The following is a 16,542-nucleotide window of genomic DNA, read 5'->3' as shown; positions in this document are numbered from 1 at the left end:
CTGCAAACGGCTGCCGGCCCTGTCTTCATTTGCTGCCGGAAAGGTAACAGTAATGCTGCGCGGTCAGGCTGCAAGGTGTATATTTGCAGTTCATTGCCCCAGGGGCTCATCTGAAAGAGTGTTGTACTTTTCAACAACGGCAGATGGAATTGAAAAGTTCTGACCATGAAAATTGTGATAGCAGGTGCAGGGGACATTGGCTTCCACCTCGCAGAGTTGCTGGCTTTTGAAAACCAGGACATCGTCTTGGTCGACACCAATCAGGAAGTTCTGGATTATGCCGCTACCCACCTTGACGTGATGACGCTCAAGGGGGACAGCTCTTCCATAGATGTGCTGGAGCAAGCCGATATTGGCCGTGCCCGCCTCGTCCTGGCCGTCACTACTTCCGAGAAAACCAACTTGGTCACGGCTATCCTGGCCAAGAAAATGGGCGCTCGGCAGACCATCGCCAGGGTGACCAACCAAGAATATCTGGCAGAATCTCAGCGGGAGCTGTTCCGTGAGCTGGGCGTGGATTCTCTCATCTCCCCTGTGCTGCTTGCTGCCGAAGAGATTCAGCGCCTTATCCGGGAATCTTCTTTCACAGACCACTTCGCCTTCGAAAAGGGAAAGATCAACCTTATCGGTGTTACCCTTGACGAATACAGCCCGTTAGCCAATCAGCAGTTGTTTGATATCAGTGAACAGGATACGGAAGTAGACCTGCGGCCAATTGCCATACTGAGGGGCCACCGTACCATTATCCCCCGCGGCAAGACTATCCTGCGCCGGGGCGATCATGTCTACTTTATCAGCAAGCGCGACAATATGGAGCGCCTGACCAACCTCGTGGGCAAGCAAAAACATAATGTGCGCAACATCATGATACTCGGGGGGTCTCCTCTGGGCATGGCTACCGCCAAGCGGTTGGAAGATGAGTACAATGTGACGGTGATCGAAAAAGACAGGGAGCGCTGCAAGGTCATGGCAGAGCGCTTGAACAACACCTTGGTCATCAATGGGGATACCAGCAATATCGACTTGCTGGAAGAAGAAGGGCTCAGCCGGATGGATGCCTTTATCGCACTGACCGGCAACTCAGAGACCAATATCATCGCCAGCCTGACGGCTAAAAACCGGGGGGTCCTAAAGACTATCGCACAGGTAGAGAACAAGGAGTATATCCACATTTCTCAAAATATAGGCGTAGATACCCTCATCAACAAGAAGCTGATCGCTGCCAACAACATCTTCCGCTTTATCCGCAAAGGGAAAGTGGAGGCCATTACGAGCCTGCACGGCGTAGACGCCGAAGTGATAGAGTACCTGGTCCACAAGGAAAACCAACTGACGCGCAAACCGCTGAAAGAGCTCCACTTCCCGAAAACCGCGCTTATCGGCGGGGTCATCCGTGGAGAGGAGGCCCTGATCCCCGATGGGGAGTTTCAGCTGCAGCTCAACGATAAAGTCATTGTTTTTGCCCTGCCGGAAGCTATAGAGCGGCTAGAAAAGCTATTCCATTAACCGGTGTGCCCCTTGATCTGAAAATGAGATGATAAATTTCCGCCCCATCGCCCGTGTTATTGCGGTCCTCCTTTTACTGATCGGAGGGCTGATGTTCACGGGCATCCCTTTTTCCCTGTATTTTGATAGCGGCGACCTCTGGGCCCTGCTCAATTCCGGGCTCATTTGCGTGGTCGTGGGCGGTGCCCTCTGGCTGGTGAAGTCTCCCGGCGAGCGCAACATCCGCAAACGAGAAGGCTACCTTATCGTCGCCTTGGGCTGGCTGGCTATGGTCACCTTTGGCATGCTGCCCTACCTGCTCAGCGGGGTCATCCCTGATATCGTTGGGGCTATCTTCGAAACCGTTTCCGGCATGACGACAACAGGGGCATCGGTCCTAACCGATATCGAAGCCGCCCCAGAAGGCATTTTATACTGGCGCAGCCTCACCCAATGGATAGGAGGCATGGGGATCATCGTGCTGACCGTCGCTATCTTCCCGCTGCTGGGCATTGGCGGCATCGAGCTATTTGTGGCAGAAGCCCCGGGCCCTACTTCTGATAAGCTCCACCCGCGCATACGCGAAACGGCCAAACGGCTCTGGCAGATCTACGTGGGCCTTACCATCCTGCTGACCGGTGCCCTGCTGATAGCCGGGCTCAGCTTTTATGAAGCCCTCAATCATGCCCTGACAACGATGGCCACTGGGGGCTTTTCTACCAAAAACGCCAGCATGGCCCACTACGACCTCCCTGCGGTGCAGTACCCGGTCATATTTTTTATGTTTCTTGCCGGCACCAACTACACCGTCATTTATTATGGCCTCAAGGGCCGGCTGCGGAAAGTCTGGCAGAGCGACGAGTTCAAGGCTTATCTCTTCCTGGTGGTCGCCCTGACCGCTATAGTGACTCTCGGCGTCCGTTACCATACTGGACTGGGCTGGGAAAAATCCTTCCGGGACAGCTTGTTCCAGATTGTCTCCATCGTCACGACCACCGGGTTCGTATCGGCTGATTATACGGCCTGGGGCAATAGCCTGATGATGGTCTTCTTCGTATTGATGTTCTTGGGGGCGTGTGCCGGCTCAACCAGCGGCGGCATTAAGCTGGTACGCCATTTGGTCTTTTTCAAAAACTCCTTCCTGGAGTTCAAGCGCATTTTGCACCCCCGTGCGGTCATCCCGCTCAAGCTCAATGGGCAGGTCGTGACCGGGCGCATCCTTACTCATATCATCATTTTTCTGCTGCTCTATCTCTTCCTGTTCGTCATCGGCTCTATCATCGTAGCGGCCATGGGGCTCGATTTCATGACCGCCGTAGGTGCGGTTGCAACCTCCCTGGGCAACGTAGGGCCGGGCATTGGCAAGGTAGGGCCGGTAGACAACTTCGCCTGGCTGAGCCCGGGTATTAAGCTGTTCTTGTCTTTCCTGATGTTATTGGGGCGGCTCGAGCTCTTCACCATCTTGGTGCTCTTCACGCCCTACTTCTGGAAGTCTAACTAAATATGCAGGGGGCGCCAGCTAGATTTTTGGGGCCTGCCCCTGCCGCAAGGAGGGGGGCAGCGGGCAGGTGCCGCTATGCTACGGGGCTCGCTATCCGCTCGGCCTTATCAGGCCTGCCGCCCCTTCGCAGCGCTAGGCCAATGCCAGGCTATGCACAAACGCCTGCAATATTTTGGTTTGCGCCCATATGTGAATGTAGCTTGTAGGCCATTCCGCGCACAGCAGTATCATTATAGCTGGATATTGGCATAACATTCCCAGGTGTTTGGCTGTTAATGCAAATAAAAAACCATGAAGCGTCTATTCTTATTCGTACTGTTGAGCACGCTGGTTTTTAGCTGTGCCAATTCTCAGCAGTCAAGGGGCAAAGCTGCAGCTGGCAAAAGCAGCGCCTTGTCCTATCCGGAAGGGGTTGCCCCGGTCTCTGAAATCGATGCCCCATTGGCTGGGCTGTCCAAAGCGGTGTTCGCTGGCGGGTGCTTTTGGTGTGTGGAAGGAGTGTTTGAGCGGGTAGAAGGAGTAGAAGAGGCGATCTCCGGCTACGCTGGCGGTACATCCCCAAGCCCAACCTATAAAAAAGTAGCCTCAGGAGTGACCGATTATGCAGAAGCCGTCATCGTGTATTATGACGCGGACCGGGTCAGCTATGACGCCCTGCTCACGGCTTTCTTCTCCGGGCATGACCCCACACAGCTCAACCGGCAGGGGCCCGATGTGGGCAAGCAATACCGTTCTGGCATTTACTATCAGAATGAAGCGGAGAAAGAGGCGGCTGAAGCCTTTATCAAAAAATTGGACGAGTCGGGCCGGTTCGGTAAGCCCGTGGTGACGGAGGTGAAGCCCTTGGGCACTTTTTATGCTGCTGAAGGCTACCATCAGGACTACATCGTGCACAACCCCAATCAGCCTTATGTCGTAGGGGTTTCTATGCCGAAAATCGAGAAGTTCATGAAAGCCCACCCTGAGCTGTTGAAAGACAAATACCGCAAGCCGTAAGCTTTGCACCTGCGCGCTGTGCAGACTGGCCAGCAAATCTTAAATTAAGGTTTTTATTGGTGCCCATCGGTGCGCCATCATTCAAAAACCAACCCTATGATGAACCGCAGGTCTTTTGCCCGCAAAGCCCTTGCTTTGCCCTTGCTCCCCGCTGCCGGCCCCGTTATCGCCGGCTTTCCGCCTACCCGTATAAAGCCCAAACGGTTGAGCCCCGGGGATACAATAGGGCTGATCACGCCAGGCAGCTATATTGCTGATGAATCTTTGCAGCGCGCAGTAGATAACCTGTTGAAGCTTGGGCTCAAGGTCAAAATGGGGCGGCACATCCGGGCTAAACATGGCTTTGTAGCCGGTACCGATCAGCAGCGGCTCGATGACCTGCACACCATGTTTGAGGATAAAAGTGTAGATGCCATTTGGTGTGCCCGTGGCGGCTACGGCTGCACCCGATTGCTGCCGCACATTGATTACAGCCTCATTCGTGCCAACCCCAAAGTCTTGGTCGGCTACAGCGATATCACGGCCCTGCACCAGGCTATCTTCCAAATGACAGGGCTTGTGACATTCCACGGCCCGGTAGGGGCATCTGAGCTGACCCCCTATACCGAAGCTCAGCTGAGGGCGGTGCTTATGCAGCCCGAAGCCCCTTACACCATCCCGCCTTCCCTGGAAAACGAAGCTTCGCAGGAGGAAGGCTTTTATGCAGAGACCTATCAGAAGGGGAAGGTGGAAGGCCATTTGTTGGGGGGCAACCTGTCCTTATTGGCCGCTATGGCCGGCACACCCTATCTGCCCGATGTGGAAGGGGCTATCGTGTTCGTAGAAGACATAGGCGAGCCGCCCTACCGCCTCGACCGCATGCTGACTCAGCTCCGGCAAAGCTGGCCTTTGGGCAAAGCAGCCGGGCTGGCCCTCGGCATCTTTGCAGATTGCGAAATGAAGCCCGGGAGTGATTCCCTGCCCTTGCAGCAAACCCTGGCAGAGCAGATCCGGCCGCTCCAAATCCCCTCCGCCTATGGGCTGCCTTTCGGGCACATCAGCCATCAGTGTACCTTCCCCATCGGCATCAGGGCTGCTTTTGACGCTGGCCGGCGTACCATTACCCTTCTGGAAACAGCAGTATCCTGAACCAACGGCAAACGGGCTCCCGGCCAGTGCCGGAAGCCCGTTTGCAAAAGCTGGCGCAAGGAGCGTTAGTCCATATGGGCTACCACCTCTTTGACTTCTGGTATCATGCGCTTGAGCATGCCCTCAATCCCTGCTTTCAAGGTGACTGTGGAGGACGGGCAGCCGCTGCAAGCCCCCTGCATGGAAAGCACTACTGTGCCCTGGTCCCATGATTTGAACTCGATGTTGCCGCCATCCATTTCTACAGCAGGCTTGACGTAAGTCTCGATCATGTCCTTGATCTTTTGAATGATCTCCGCTTCATTCTCGGTATACTCATAGCTCGCGCCCCGCTCTTCCTCGATTTTAGCCATCGCTTCCTCAAAGCCCTCCTTCAGTACCGGCTTGCCTTCAGCGATGTAGCCCTTGAGGTACTCCTTGAGCTTGAGCATGATGTCTGCCCAGTCATAGTTGAACTCCTTGGTCACTGTGACAAAGTTGTTGCAGATGTATACGCTCTTGACGTAAGGCATCTCAAAAAGCGATGTGGCCAGCGGAGACCACTCGCGCGCAAGCTCCTCCTCCCGGAAGTCAGCGGTGCCTTTATAAATCATGCGGTTGGTGACAAACTTGAGGGACTCCGGGTTTGGGGTCTGCTCTGTATATAGCATTACCGGGCTTTGTGTGACGGGATTGCTCATATGATATTTTCGGATTGAGTGTCAGAATTAATACTAAAGAGATATGGCCTTGATTTAGACCGGATCTAAATGCCAAACACCTGACAGCACTACAGGTTTGCTCAAGCCCTGTTTTTTTGCAAGGAATAGCCCGGCTGGCAAAGTCCACACAGACGCTTATCTTTACGCCCGTGTTCTACCCTGATAACCTAACCCCTTCAACACATGTCCAACCAAGATTTCCCGGATTTGCCCGGGGACCCCTCATTGCCCAGTTCTGCGGCAGACCTTCAGCGTCTGATCGGCCGGGAAGAAGGCCAGTATGCCTATTCCGTTGAAGACTTTTTCCGCAATCCAGACCAAACAGGCTTCCAGCTTTCGCCGGGAGGCACTTTCCTGGCATACGCTGCGCCCTACAAGCGGCGGAAAAATATTTTTGTACAGCCAGCAGATGGTGGGCCGGCCGTACAGGTCACTTTCGAAACTGAACGGGATATTGCAGGCTTTTTCTGGTCTAGCGATCAGCGCTTGGCCTACATCAAAGATAGTGGAGGGGATGAGAACTTCCGCCTCTTCGCCATCGACCGAGACGGGGCCAATGCGATAGACCTCACCCCATTTGATGGGGTCAAAATTGATTTGATCGATGACCTCCCCGAGCAGGAGGACGAGCTCATCATCGGCATGAACCACAACAACCCCATGCTGTTCGAGCCGTTCCGCATCAACATACAGACCGGCAACCTGCAGCAGCTCGCCCCCAATGACAACCCCGAGGAGCCTATTACCGGCTGGCTTACCGATCACGATGGCAAGCTGCGCATTGCCATAAAAACCATAGACGGGGTCAATCAGCATATCCAATACCGCAGCCACGAGGGCGAGCCCTTCCGCACTGTTGTGGAAACCGACTTCCGCGAAAGCCTTTCGCCTCTTTTCTTTGCCTTCGACAATAGCGCTGTTGTCTTTTGCCTAAGCGATATTGGCCGCAGCCGCAGCGAGATCGTCCGTTTTGATTTTGAAAAAGGGCAGGAAGTGGGCCCGCCGGTCTTTTCCCACCCTGAGGTTGACGCCGGCAGCTTGTTGTTCTCCCGCAAGCGCAAGGTGCTGCTCGGGGCTGCCTTCACCACCTGGAAACGGCAGGTACAGTTCTTTGACGAAAACCGCGCTCGAATGCAGGAAGCGCTCGAGGCGCAGTTGCCCGGATATGAAGTGGTCGTGACGGGGGCCAACCGGGACGAGGACCGGTTTATGGTGCGTACGTACAGCGACCGCTCCCTTGGCGCCTACTACTTGTTTGATTGGCCAGAAGGCCGGCTGACCCCAATCGCGGAGGTCAGCCCTTGGCTCAGGGAGGAAGATATGGCCCCCATGAAGCCTGTGGCTTATCAGGCCAGGGACGGGGAAACCATACATGGGTACCTGACTTTGCCCGCCCATCATCAGGAAGGGCGCCTGCCTGTGGTGGTCAATCCTCACGGAGGCCCATGGGTGCGCGACAGCTGGGGCTACAACCCGGAGGTTCAGCTGTTGGCCAGCCGGGGCTACGCCGTTTTTCAGCCCAACTACCGGGGCAGTACAGGCTATGGGAAGTCCTTTTGGATGAAAGGCTTCAAACAGTGGGGGCATGATATGCAGAATGACATCACCGATGGCGTACAATGGCTGATCGAGGCTGGGGTGGCCGATGCCGGCAGGGTCGCAATCTACGGGGCCAGCTACGGTGGATATGCTACCTTGGCGGGAATTGCCTTCACGCCAGGCCTGTACGCCTGCGCTGTAGATTATGTCGGCGTCTCCAACTTGTTCACTTTTATGGAGACCATCCCGCCTTATTGGAAACCTTACCTCGATATGCTCTATGAAATGGTAGGCCACCCCGAGCACGATAAGGCGCTCTTAGAAGCTGGCTCTCCGGTGTTCCATATCGAGCGCATCAGAACGCCCCTATTTGTCGTACAGGGCGCCAATGACCCCCGCGTTAATATCGACGAGTCCGATCAGATTGTGCGCTCCCTCCGGGGAAGGGGCATCGATGTGCCTTACTTGGTGAAGTACAACGAAGGGCATGGCTTTGCCAACGAAGAAAACCGTTTCGAATTTTATCACGCTATGCTGGGCTTCCTGGCCAAGCACATGAAAGCCTGAAATGAAATGGAAGCACGGCCTGAGTGCTATATGGAGCAAACCATAGCGGCTGCCCGGGAGGCCGCCCGCCGAGGGATAGCCCCTGAAGTCCGCCCGGATTTCAATACCTTTGCACAGAACTTGTATAAAAAATATCGCCATGACACTAGCAGACATTACTGCGCAGTTTAACAAGACTGCCGCCAAAGCGCCCAGCCTTGGCAAATCTATCAAGTTTATGTTCGATCAGGGGCCAGTCCATATAGACCTCACTGGAGATGAAGCTGTGGTGACCAACGAGGACAAGGAAGCCGATTGTACCATCATTACCAGCCTGGAGACGTTGGACGGTATCCGCAAAGGGGATATCAACGCCATGTCTGCGGTAATGACTGGCAAAGTGAAAATCAAAGGGGATATGGGGCTGGCCATGAAGCTGCCTTCCCTGATTGCATAAGAGTGTGTTTGGATTTTGGCCTTCTAGTCGAAAACCGGAGTTTAGCCAGAGTTTCGGGGCGAAGCATAAGCGAAAAAATGTCCCCCTATCTAGCGGGATAGCCCGATTACCAAAGTCCCAACACGCTCTAAATTGTAGCAGGCATAGGCCGTGGGCAACAAGCCAGGTTGACAGCAGTTGGCCTGGCTTGTTATTTGTGTGCCCTTGCTGCCCGCCGCTCATACTGGGCTGGGGGCAGGCCGGTGAGCCGTTGGAATGAACGTACAAAAGTCTGGTAAGAAGCGATGCTGCTCTGCCGGTATACTTCGGCCACATTGCGCTCCCCCTGATCGATCAGCCGCTGTGCGTGCAGCGCCCGGTAGCTGTTGATGTAGTCGAAGAAGGTCTGCCCGCCTACATGGTGTATAGCCGCTGCCACCTCGCGGGGCGGGCGCCCCATCAGTTGGGCGAGCTTGGGCAACGTCAGCCCCCCATCTAAATAGAGGCGGCCCGTTTGCAATTGCGCATCTATGGTTTTGAACAAGCCCGCGTGTCTGCGCACTTGCTCTGCCTCAGGGGGCCCCTGACTGGCCAGCTCACCGACAAGCGCTTCCTCTTCGGCCGAAAGCGGGCGGAGCGGCACTTCTGTGCTGACGGCAACACCCGCCAGCCCGAGCGTGACAGCCGCCCCTGTAATGGCAGAGAAGATGCGGATGTCGTCCAGGCTCCCTGTGTATTGGAGGAAGGCAGCGGCAGCTAGAAAAGCACACCAGGTGCCTAGGAGGATCTGCGCCCGCAGGATTTTGACTTCTGGCCGCTGACTGCTCACCGTGCTAATGGCCTTGCGCCTGTCCCGCAGGGCCGACCATTGCCACAGCAGATAGGCCAACACTGAGCCATGCAGCCCTAATGCCCACGCTGCTGGCATGGGCTCCTGCCAGTGGCCGCTGGCAAATAATGCAGCCCAGAGCCCTAAAGCAGGCAGGTAGGCTGTCCAGAAGCCCGGCTGTACAGCCCGCCCGAGCATGGCCTGCAGGTGATGCCCGAAGAGGGGGGCGCTCAGGGCAAACAGCCAATAGGGGGAAGAAAGGCCGGCCAGCGATACCATAGCGTATAGGGCCTGTACGGCTAATGCCAGCAGCAGAAAAGCGGAAGCGGGGTGGCGGCGGGCCCGGTACAGGAGCAGGAGGCTGGCTGAAAGCAGGGCAATGCCAAGGGCGATACCAGATAGGATAGGGGCAGGGTAAGTAGGCATAATGATTGTTGAAGCTAAGTTGCAGTGGGCAAAATATAATAAATTCTGCCGAGGAAAAGCATGGGCCGTACGTGCAAATCAGCTGCTGTGGGCTGGCCTGTCAGGAGCCTGGGCCAAAATGCGCCGGTACGGGGCAAGCGCTGCCTGCTTCGCCCGGGCTAGCGATGCGGCGGGGTGGCAAGCCCGCAGGGCCGAGCGGATAGCGAGCCCCGGAGCGTAGCGCCCCGAGCCACCGGGCGAGGGGAGCCCCCCAAAAAAAATAGCAACCGGGCCTGCGCCCTTTGCCGTGCAGTGACAATTATTAGCAGGCTGCATGACGGATGCCCCTGCCCATCTGGCAGCGTTTCCTGTAGTTTTGGCTTATGCGGAAGCAGTAAAAACGAATACCTATGAAAAAGCAGACTGTTCTTTGGATTTTGATGGGGCTTTTCCCCGCGCTGCTCTTTGGGCAGTATACTGAGCAGGGCAATTTTATCATCGGCACTACCTTGGGCTTTTCCTCGGCCCACTCCAAAGTGACCCAAGAGGATGGGGCGGCCGATATCGCTACCGAAAACCCGGTGTCCACTCAGCTGAGCATTTCCCCTTCTATGGGCTATTTCCTGGTAGACCACCTGGCGCTGGGCCTGGGCATGGATTACACCTTCAACCGTGTGGAGCGCAATGAGGGCGATACCAATAAGGACAGTGACCTGCTCTTTGGCCCCTTTGTGCGCTATTATGTGCCGGTAGCTCAGGATATGGCCTTCTTCCTCGAGGGCAACTTTGGTTTTGGCAACGCCTCTGATAATTTGGTCTTGGGCTCAGAGGTGCAGCGCATCAATACCAACATCATGGCAATGGGGGTAGGCCCTGGTTTTACCATTTTTTCTGGCAGTGCCATTGGCATAGAAGCCTTGCTGAAGTACAACTACGCCCGCAGCAAGTTTGATACCGATATTGGGGGCGTACAACGGCAGACCATCTCCCGGACCAATCAGTTCGACTTTTCCATTGGGCTGCAATATTATATCGGCGGGGTAGAGCCTGCGCGCAGCCCGTCACCAAGGCACTATTAAAAGCCGGTCTGGTTTTGGCCTTATAGGCGAAAACTTGCAGCTTTGGGTTAGGCAAGGCACGAAAACCGGAGTTTGGCCAAGTCCCGCTTTTTATGCACAAAAGCGGGAAGGATTTTCGAAACGGGGCATAAGCAAAAAAGTGCCCCGCTGTCCAGCGGGATGGCCCGCTTGCTAAAGCCCCAACAAGCGTTTATACCGGAAGGGCTTCTCTCAGCCGCCTGACGACCTCGAATGCAGCCGGGCAAATGGCGGTGTTGCGCAAGGTCAGGTCCAGGATCTGATGGAAGCCCTTGTGGTCGGTATGCGGGTATGCTCTGCAAGCCTTAGGCCGGTGCTCGTACACGGAGCAGTAGTTGTCTGGCCCCAGGAAGGGGCAAGGCTTGGCTTTCAAGACATAATCGCCTTCCTCGTCCATACGCAGGTACTCGTGCACAAATTCGGCTGGCCTCATCCGCAGGTGGCTGGCGAGGCGCTCCACATCCCGGTCCCGGAAAATAGGGCTGGCCGACTTGCAGCAGTTCGCGCAGGCCAGGCAATCGGTATCGGCAAAGACCTCCTCATGCAGGGCTGCCACTGTGGCATCAAGCTCCCGGGGCTTTTTCTGCCGCAGCTTCCGGAAGTACTTTTTATTGGCTTTTTTCTCGTCTTTAGCCCGCTGCGGCAGGTGTTGCAGTCGGGTCGGCATATCGGGCAGCTGTTCTTCCGGCATCAGGGTTGAAACTTTGGCTTGCAAAAAAGGTTTGACATAAGACTTGCTGCGCATCTCCCCCTCCCTGGGGGCAGCAGCACCATCGTTTAGCCCTGCAAAGATTGTAAATTTTGAACGCAAGCCGTACCCCTTCCGCCACCTTAACCTCACAAGCCCCCGACTGGCGCAGCTGGGCCATCCTCATCGTGCTCAGCCTGATCTGGGGCAGCTCCTACATCCTCATCAAGCGCGGGCTGGAGGTCTACTCCAGCACACAGGTGGCCTGCTTGCGCCTTTCCATCTCAGCATTGGCCTTCGCCCCCTTCCTGCTCTACCGCCTTCGGCGGGTAGACTGGTCCCGCTGGCGCTTCTTATTGCTCGTCGGGCTTACCGGCACTGCCATCCCGGCCTTTATGTTCTCTATAGCGCAAACGGAGATCAGCAGCTCCATGGCGGGGGTGCTCAACTCCCTCACGCCCCTGTTCACCCTCCTGCTCGGCATGCTCCTGTTCAGCGCCCCGGCAGCGTGGGCCAAAGTCGCGGGCGTGCTCATTGGGCTGGCTGGCGCGGCACTGCTCATCGTGCTCGGCAGATCCGCAGGCATATCTGGCAACCCCTGGTACGGCCTCCTTGTGCTCGTCGGGTGCATTTGTTATGCCATCAGCTCCAATACGGTAGGCAAGTACCTTAAAGACATGAGCTCGCTGACCATCAGCGCCGCCTCCTTCTGCATGGTCGGGCTCCCCGCCATCGCCTACCTGTTCACCACCGATTTTGCAGCTACCCTGAGCCATGCCCCACAAGCCTGGGCTGCCCTGGGGTACATCGCCCTGCTCAGCCTGTTCGGCACCGTACTGGCCTCCATCATCTTCTTCCAGCTGGTCCAATGGACTACCCCGGTATTCGCCTCCATGATCAGCTACATCGTCCCCATCGTCGCCCTCGGCTGGGGCGCAGCCGACGGCGAAGCCATTACCCTCGTCCACTTGGGGGGCATGGCGCTCATCCTCAGCGGTGTCTATCTGGTCAAGCGTTAAGGGGCATTAGGGCGTGCCCGGCCCCTGCAAGCCCTCTGCACACCGGGCCGCAGTACTACAGGCTCACCCTGCGGTTCGGTGCTGCGCACTTCGGCTCCGCCTCACCTTCCGTGTTGCTCACGCAGCCAGGCAGCGGCCTATTTCACGGGCTCCACTTTTTCTATAAAGTAATTGCTGTCCCCTTGCCAAGGCATGCTCTTGTACTTTTCCCGGTAGTGCAGCTTCACCTGCCTGCCCTCGTAATTTTGCAGCTCCCGGTACACCTCCTCTTCCCAAACGGAAAACTCCCAGATGTTGCCAGAAATGCCGTCGTCTGCATTTTCCCGGAATCCGCCCAGGTTGAGCTGCCCTTCGTAGGTCTTGAAGACGACCCCCTTACGGGAAATTTTGATCAGGGTGCCGGCCCGGGTACCGCTGCTGTAGGTCCAGTTGCATACCCACAGGTAGCCGCCCCCGATCACGAGGCCCAGGAGGGAGAGGACGAGGAAAAAGCGCTTGATCCAAGAAAAGACCTTGCCTGTGCCCGCTTTTACCACTTGTTTGAATTCGCTCATTGCTCTGGTTTTGTTGCCCCAATATCTGCTATTCTGGCCGAAGTATCAAAACCTGGCACTGCTCAGAAATGCCCCCGGCTCAATCACCGGCTGAATGATCAGCCTCGGGCAGAATCCAGGGGCTGGGCGCCCAAAAAGACCACGTTGCACTTGCCAGGTCGGCCTCGGGGTCGATATATGGGCAATGCGGGCGATAGTTGAGCCTGCAATTGATATGGGCATACACTGCCACCGTATCGCCTTGGGCCGCATACTCGTCCCGCAGAAAATGGGCAAACTGCAAAATCATGTCGGGATGGGTATACAGCTTCCGCTCTTGCCGGTGGGACAAGTAGTCGGCCGGGCGTACTTTTTCCTTCCCTCCGTCAGGCAGCACGACTTCAAAGTGGCCAGCCCCGGTTTTTGACCGCAGCATCATCCGCCAGGCATAACGGTGCCCTTCCTCTGTCCAGGCGACATCCCCGGGCAGAAGGTGGTGCCGTAGCGGCAAGGCGAGGTGGGCCAGGGCAATGCTCGTGAGCCCGGCGAGGATGTAAGGGGCATACCTTTGCCTGAACTGCCAGTACCCTGCCGCCTCAGCCCCATTGTCTGGCAGAGCTGCCCATTTGGCCTGCTGCCGGGCCAGCCAGCCCCAGCGCAGCCCCAGCCACGCCAGCCCTCTTCTCGGGAAGGATGGGGGGAAATACAAGGCGGTGAGGGCAACGGAGAGGAACGGGAATATGCCGATGTTGAAGACCAGCAGGTTGATAGAGTGGAAAAACAAGACGGCCCCAAAGGCCCACAACCGGGGAGGGCGGTACAGCAGAAAAAGCACCACGGTCAAGTCGAGCAGCAGCCCGCCATACGCCATAAACCAGGCTGTAGGCTCCCAGTCCAGCAAGGGCCCAATGAGGGGCAGCCCGCTGCGGTAACTGATCCATTGTTTGAGGGGCACGGCTTGCAGCCAGTCGGGGTTGAGCTTGGCGATGCCGCCAAAAAAATAGACCACGCCCATGAGGAAGGCGAGCAGGCCAGTAGCCCAAGCCGGTGCCAGGGCTGCCCTCAGCCCCGGCCGGTGCCGGGCATCCCAAGACCACTCCCGGTGGGCAGGCAGGCAGGGCATGATCCAGGCAATCCAGCAAAACAGGTAGCCGTGGTTGAGGTAGTGGGCTTTTTCCAGCAAAAAGGTGTAGGTAAACCCAAGGGCAAACAAAGGGGCTACTTTGGTATAGTTCCACCCCAGTGCCACCAGTAAGCCCAGGACTGCAATGCCTGCCAGGGCCAGGCTCATCCAGGGCTCAGACAAAGGCCGGGCCCACTCAAAGCCATAGTATTTGAACTGAAAGCCGGCCGGTTCATAGGCGCCTTTTATCCAATGGTAGTAGATCAGTGTGCCCAGTACATCCGCAAAACCGAGGATGCCAAAGAGGATCCGGAATCCGGCCAGGGTAGCGATGTCAATAGGCTGAAGCAGTCGGTTGAGCACAGTGGTCAGGTCTTTGGGCGATGGTGCAGGCCGGTTTAGGGTTGGGCTACAGCTTCTGCTATGGCCTGGTCGAGTATGCTGATGCCCAGGTCGATCTCCTCCCGGGTGATGGTCAGGGGCGGTGCAATGCGGAACACCCCGGCGTAGCCTTTTATGCGGACAATATTCATGCTCAGCCCGAGCTCGAGGCAGCGGTCGGCTATGCGGCTGCCCAGCTCAGGGGAAGGGGCCCGGGTATGCCGGTCGGCCACGACTTCCAGCCCCAGCAGGAGCCCCGCCCCTCGAATGTCGCCTATGCACTCGTGCCGCTCCTGCAGCTCCAAGAGGGCAGCTTTCAGGTAAGTGCCCATTTCCCGGGCCCTGGCCGCCATCTCATCCCGCAGGAGGATGTTGAGCGTAGCCAGGCCTACCGCAGCGGGCAGGGGGTCTGAAACATGGGAGGTCACGTACATGAAGCCTTTTTCATAGCAGTCCTCCTCTATTTCCCGGCTGCTGATGGTAGCCGCAAGCGGCAGCCCCCCGCCCAGTGTTTTGGAGAGCGTGAGCAGGTCGGGCTGCACTTCATACGCTTCAAAAGCAAAGTTGTGCCCGGTACGCCCAAAGGCGGTCTGGGCTTCATCAAAAATAAGGTAAAGGCCCCGCTCGTCGCACAGCTCCCGCAGGCGGGCCACGTAGCCCGGCGTCAGTGTTATAATGCCTGCTGCGCTCAGCACGGGCTCAGCAATGAGCGCAGCATAAGCTCCTACTGATTGCTGATCGCACAGCTGCATGCCAGCTTCGAGGCAGGTATGGTCGCAAGTGCCCTTGCAGTGTTGTACCGGGCAGCGGTAGGCATAGGGCGGGGGGATCATCAAGCTGCCGGGCATGGCCGGGCCGTAGCCCCGCCGGGTGAGGGAGTAGGTGTAGGATTGTGCGCCGGCGGTCATGCCGTGCCAGGAGCCGGCAAAGCCAATGACTTCAAATCCGCCAGATGACAGCTTGGCCATGCGCAGGGCTGCTTCGTTCGACTCCGAGCCGGTATTCAGCAACAAGCAGCGGTCGAGCCCTTCTGGCAACAGGGCGGCCAGCTGCTGACAGAGCTCGAGCACCGCCGGGGAGAGCATGGCGCTGAGAAGGTGGATGGGCTGATCTCCAGCCCGCTGCAGTGCAGCCACGATATCAGGGTGGTTGTGGCCGAAAACGGAGCACATCTGGCCGGAGGTGAAATCAAGAATGGCCCGCCCATCGGTAGTGTAGACGTAGCTGCCCTCCGCCCGCTCCGCCAGCAGGGGGGTGAAAGTGCCGCAGTAGCGGATCAGGGCATCTGTGCCGGGTATGGCGTTCGGTTGCTGTTCCATATCGCAGTAGTTGTCGGTATCGGCCGCCCGGTGCGGCTGCGGTTTGGGCAGCCGCACCGGGCGGTGTACCCAAGATAATCAAATTAGAGGAAGGGGGCGTATCTTGCAGTAAAAGCTGAACGGGGGCAGCTCCGTCGGGAAAACACAAGAAGATGAGCAAACAGGTTGAAGTGGCTTATTTGTACCGCGATGCGGGCAATTATAAGCTTTACGGGAGAGCAGTGCTCCACTGCGAGGGGCAGCGGCCTATAGGCGAGCTGCGGCAGCTGCTGGAGGGGGTGCTGATAGATGGGGCTTATTTTTTGCCGGGTGTTCAGTTTCTGAAGTATGAAACATTTTAGTGCCAAACTTGAGCTTCTAGGTTTGGCTGAGATGGAGCTGAGTTCAAGCTTTCTGTACTTTTGGCGCTCCAAAAGTACCAAAAGAGCAGCGCCCTCAAGGCGGCCGAGTTGAGGCTTAATGTCTAGATTAGCGAGACGTTCGATACTATGCGTTATGCTAGTGCTGCCCTTTTTAACAGGCGCTGTGCAACTCGCTGTTACTGGCACTTGAGCTTTGGAAATTATGCTTTTGCAGCTGCAATGTATCTCTGTTGTCTTCGAGCCTAGGCAGCGATTTGCAAGGCGCGTCTTCGGTGCATTTGCTGGAGAAAAACCTGTGGTCAGGTGGTTTGCATGATCTCTTGCTAGAGTGTTAAAAAGCGCCTAGTGGCCGCTGGACAGAGGGCGCTATCCTTGGCTGATTGAATGTTTACGGTTATAAAGAAGCTCTCTTTTCATCTTTAAATCATTCTAGGATTGTTTTTTGTGTTTTATT

The 16,542-nt window shown here is 56.6% G+C and carries 15 protein-coding genes; 9 read left to right on the top strand and 6 right to left on the bottom strand.

Annotated features, from left to right (window positions below; translation table 11 throughout):
• The first annotated feature begins 165 nt into the window (after positions 1-165).
• From trkA to FRY97_RS17475, 4 genes are all read left to right on the top strand, one after another.
• On the top strand, positions 166-1,506 hold the full coding sequence (gene trkA / locus FRY97_RS17490) for a Trk system potassium transporter TrkA (protein WP_147168860.1): 1,341 nt from the start codon (positions 166-168) through the stop codon (positions 1,504-1,506).
• Between the two features lie 28 nt (positions 1,507-1,534).
• Positions 1,535-2,986: a TrkH family potassium uptake protein gene (locus FRY97_RS17485; protein ID WP_147168859.1), complete on the top strand. Its 1,452-nt coding sequence runs from the start codon at positions 1,535-1,537 to the stop codon at positions 2,984-2,986.
• Between the two features lie 291 nt (positions 2,987-3,277).
• Positions 3,278-3,982, top strand: a complete 705-nt coding sequence (msrA, locus tag FRY97_RS17480) for a peptide-methionine (S)-S-oxide reductase MsrA (protein WP_147168858.1) — start codon at positions 3,278-3,280, stop codon at positions 3,980-3,982.
• 96 nt (positions 3,983-4,078) lie between these two features.
• Positions 4,079-5,110 carry a S66 peptidase family protein gene (locus FRY97_RS17475; RefSeq protein WP_246141801.1) on the top strand — a complete coding sequence of 344 codons (1,032 nt, stop codon included), beginning with the start codon at positions 4,079-4,081 and terminating at the stop codon, positions 5,108-5,110.
• Between the two features lie 65 nt (positions 5,111-5,175).
• Here FRY97_RS17475 and FRY97_RS17470 read toward each other — a convergent pair whose 3' ends face one another.
• Positions 5,176-5,790 (bottom strand): NifU family protein, encoded by a 615-nt coding sequence (locus tag FRY97_RS17470; RefSeq protein WP_147168857.1) that lies wholly within the window; start codon positions 5,788-5,790, stop codon positions 5,176-5,178.
• A gap of 204 nt (positions 5,791-5,994) precedes the next feature.
• Between FRY97_RS17470 and FRY97_RS17465 the strand changes: the two genes are divergently transcribed.
• Entirely contained in the window at positions 5,995-7,917 is a 1,923-nt protein-coding gene (locus FRY97_RS17465) for a S9 family peptidase (RefSeq protein WP_147168856.1), read from the top strand.
• A 139-nt stretch (positions 7,918-8,056) separates the two neighbouring features.
• A complete protein-coding gene (locus FRY97_RS17460) occupies positions 8,057-8,353 on the top strand; it encodes an SCP2 sterol-binding domain-containing protein (RefSeq protein ID WP_147168855.1) in 297 nt (98 codons plus the stop codon).
• Between the two features lie 190 nt (positions 8,354-8,543).
• Here FRY97_RS17460 and FRY97_RS17455 read toward each other — a convergent pair whose 3' ends face one another.
• Positions 8,544-9,587 carry a helix-turn-helix domain-containing protein gene (locus tag FRY97_RS17455; protein ID WP_147168854.1) on the bottom strand — a complete coding sequence of 348 codons (1,044 nt, stop codon included), beginning with the start codon at positions 9,585-9,587 and terminating at the stop codon, positions 8,544-8,546.
• Positions 9,588-9,976: 389 nt separating this feature from the next.
• Here FRY97_RS17455 and FRY97_RS17450 point away from each other — a divergent pair, with 389 nt between their 5' ends.
• Complete coding sequence (locus FRY97_RS17450; protein WP_246141799.1) at positions 9,977-10,645, top strand: hypothetical protein; 669 nt, start codon at positions 9,977-9,979, stop codon at positions 10,643-10,645.
• Between the two features lie 190 nt (positions 10,646-10,835).
• On the opposite strand, the gene FRY97_RS17445 is transcribed toward FRY97_RS17450, so the two are convergent.
• Positions 10,836-11,378 (bottom strand): YkgJ family cysteine cluster protein, encoded by a 543-nt coding sequence (locus FRY97_RS17445; RefSeq protein WP_246141797.1) that lies wholly within the window; start codon positions 11,376-11,378, stop codon positions 10,836-10,838.
• 86 nt (positions 11,379-11,464) lie between these two features.
• On the opposite strand from FRY97_RS17445, the gene FRY97_RS17440 reads away from it, so the two are divergent.
• Positions 11,465-12,370, top strand: a complete 906-nt coding sequence (locus tag FRY97_RS17440) for a DMT family transporter (protein WP_147168852.1) — start codon at positions 11,465-11,467, stop codon at positions 12,368-12,370.
• 137 nt (positions 12,371-12,507) lie between these two features.
• On the opposite strand, the gene FRY97_RS17435 is transcribed toward FRY97_RS17440, so the two are convergent.
• The 3 genes from FRY97_RS17435 to FRY97_RS17425 all read right to left on the bottom strand — a co-directional run bounded on the left by FRY97_RS17435 (position 12,508) and on the right by FRY97_RS17425 (position 15,726).
• Positions 12,508-12,924, bottom strand: a complete 417-nt coding sequence (locus FRY97_RS17435) for a 6-phosphogluconate dehydrogenase (RefSeq protein ID WP_147168851.1) — start codon at positions 12,922-12,924, stop codon at positions 12,508-12,510.
• Between the two features lie 79 nt (positions 12,925-13,003).
• Positions 13,004-14,389: an HTTM domain-containing protein gene (locus FRY97_RS17430; RefSeq protein ID WP_147168850.1), complete on the bottom strand. Its 1,386-nt coding sequence runs from the start codon at positions 14,387-14,389 to the stop codon at positions 13,004-13,006.
• Between the two features lie 35 nt (positions 14,390-14,424).
• Positions 14,425-15,726, bottom strand: a complete 1,302-nt coding sequence (locus FRY97_RS17425; protein WP_147168849.1) for an aspartate aminotransferase family protein — start codon at positions 15,724-15,726, stop codon at positions 14,425-14,427.
• A 152-nt stretch (positions 15,727-15,878) separates the two neighbouring features.
• Here FRY97_RS17425 and FRY97_RS17420 point away from each other — a divergent pair, with 152 nt between their 5' ends.
• Positions 15,879-16,067: a hypothetical protein gene (locus tag FRY97_RS17420; RefSeq protein WP_147168848.1), complete on the top strand. Its 189-nt coding sequence runs from the start codon at positions 15,879-15,881 to the stop codon at positions 16,065-16,067.
• The last annotated feature ends 475 nt before the right edge of the window (positions 16,068-16,542 follow it).

This window comes from Phaeodactylibacter luteus, from assembly GCF_007993045.1.
GTDB classification, from domain to species: domain Bacteria; phylum Bacteroidota; class Bacteroidia; order Chitinophagales; family Saprospiraceae; genus Phaeodactylibacter; species Phaeodactylibacter luteus.
This window is presented reverse-complemented; position numbering and strand designations above follow the sequence as displayed.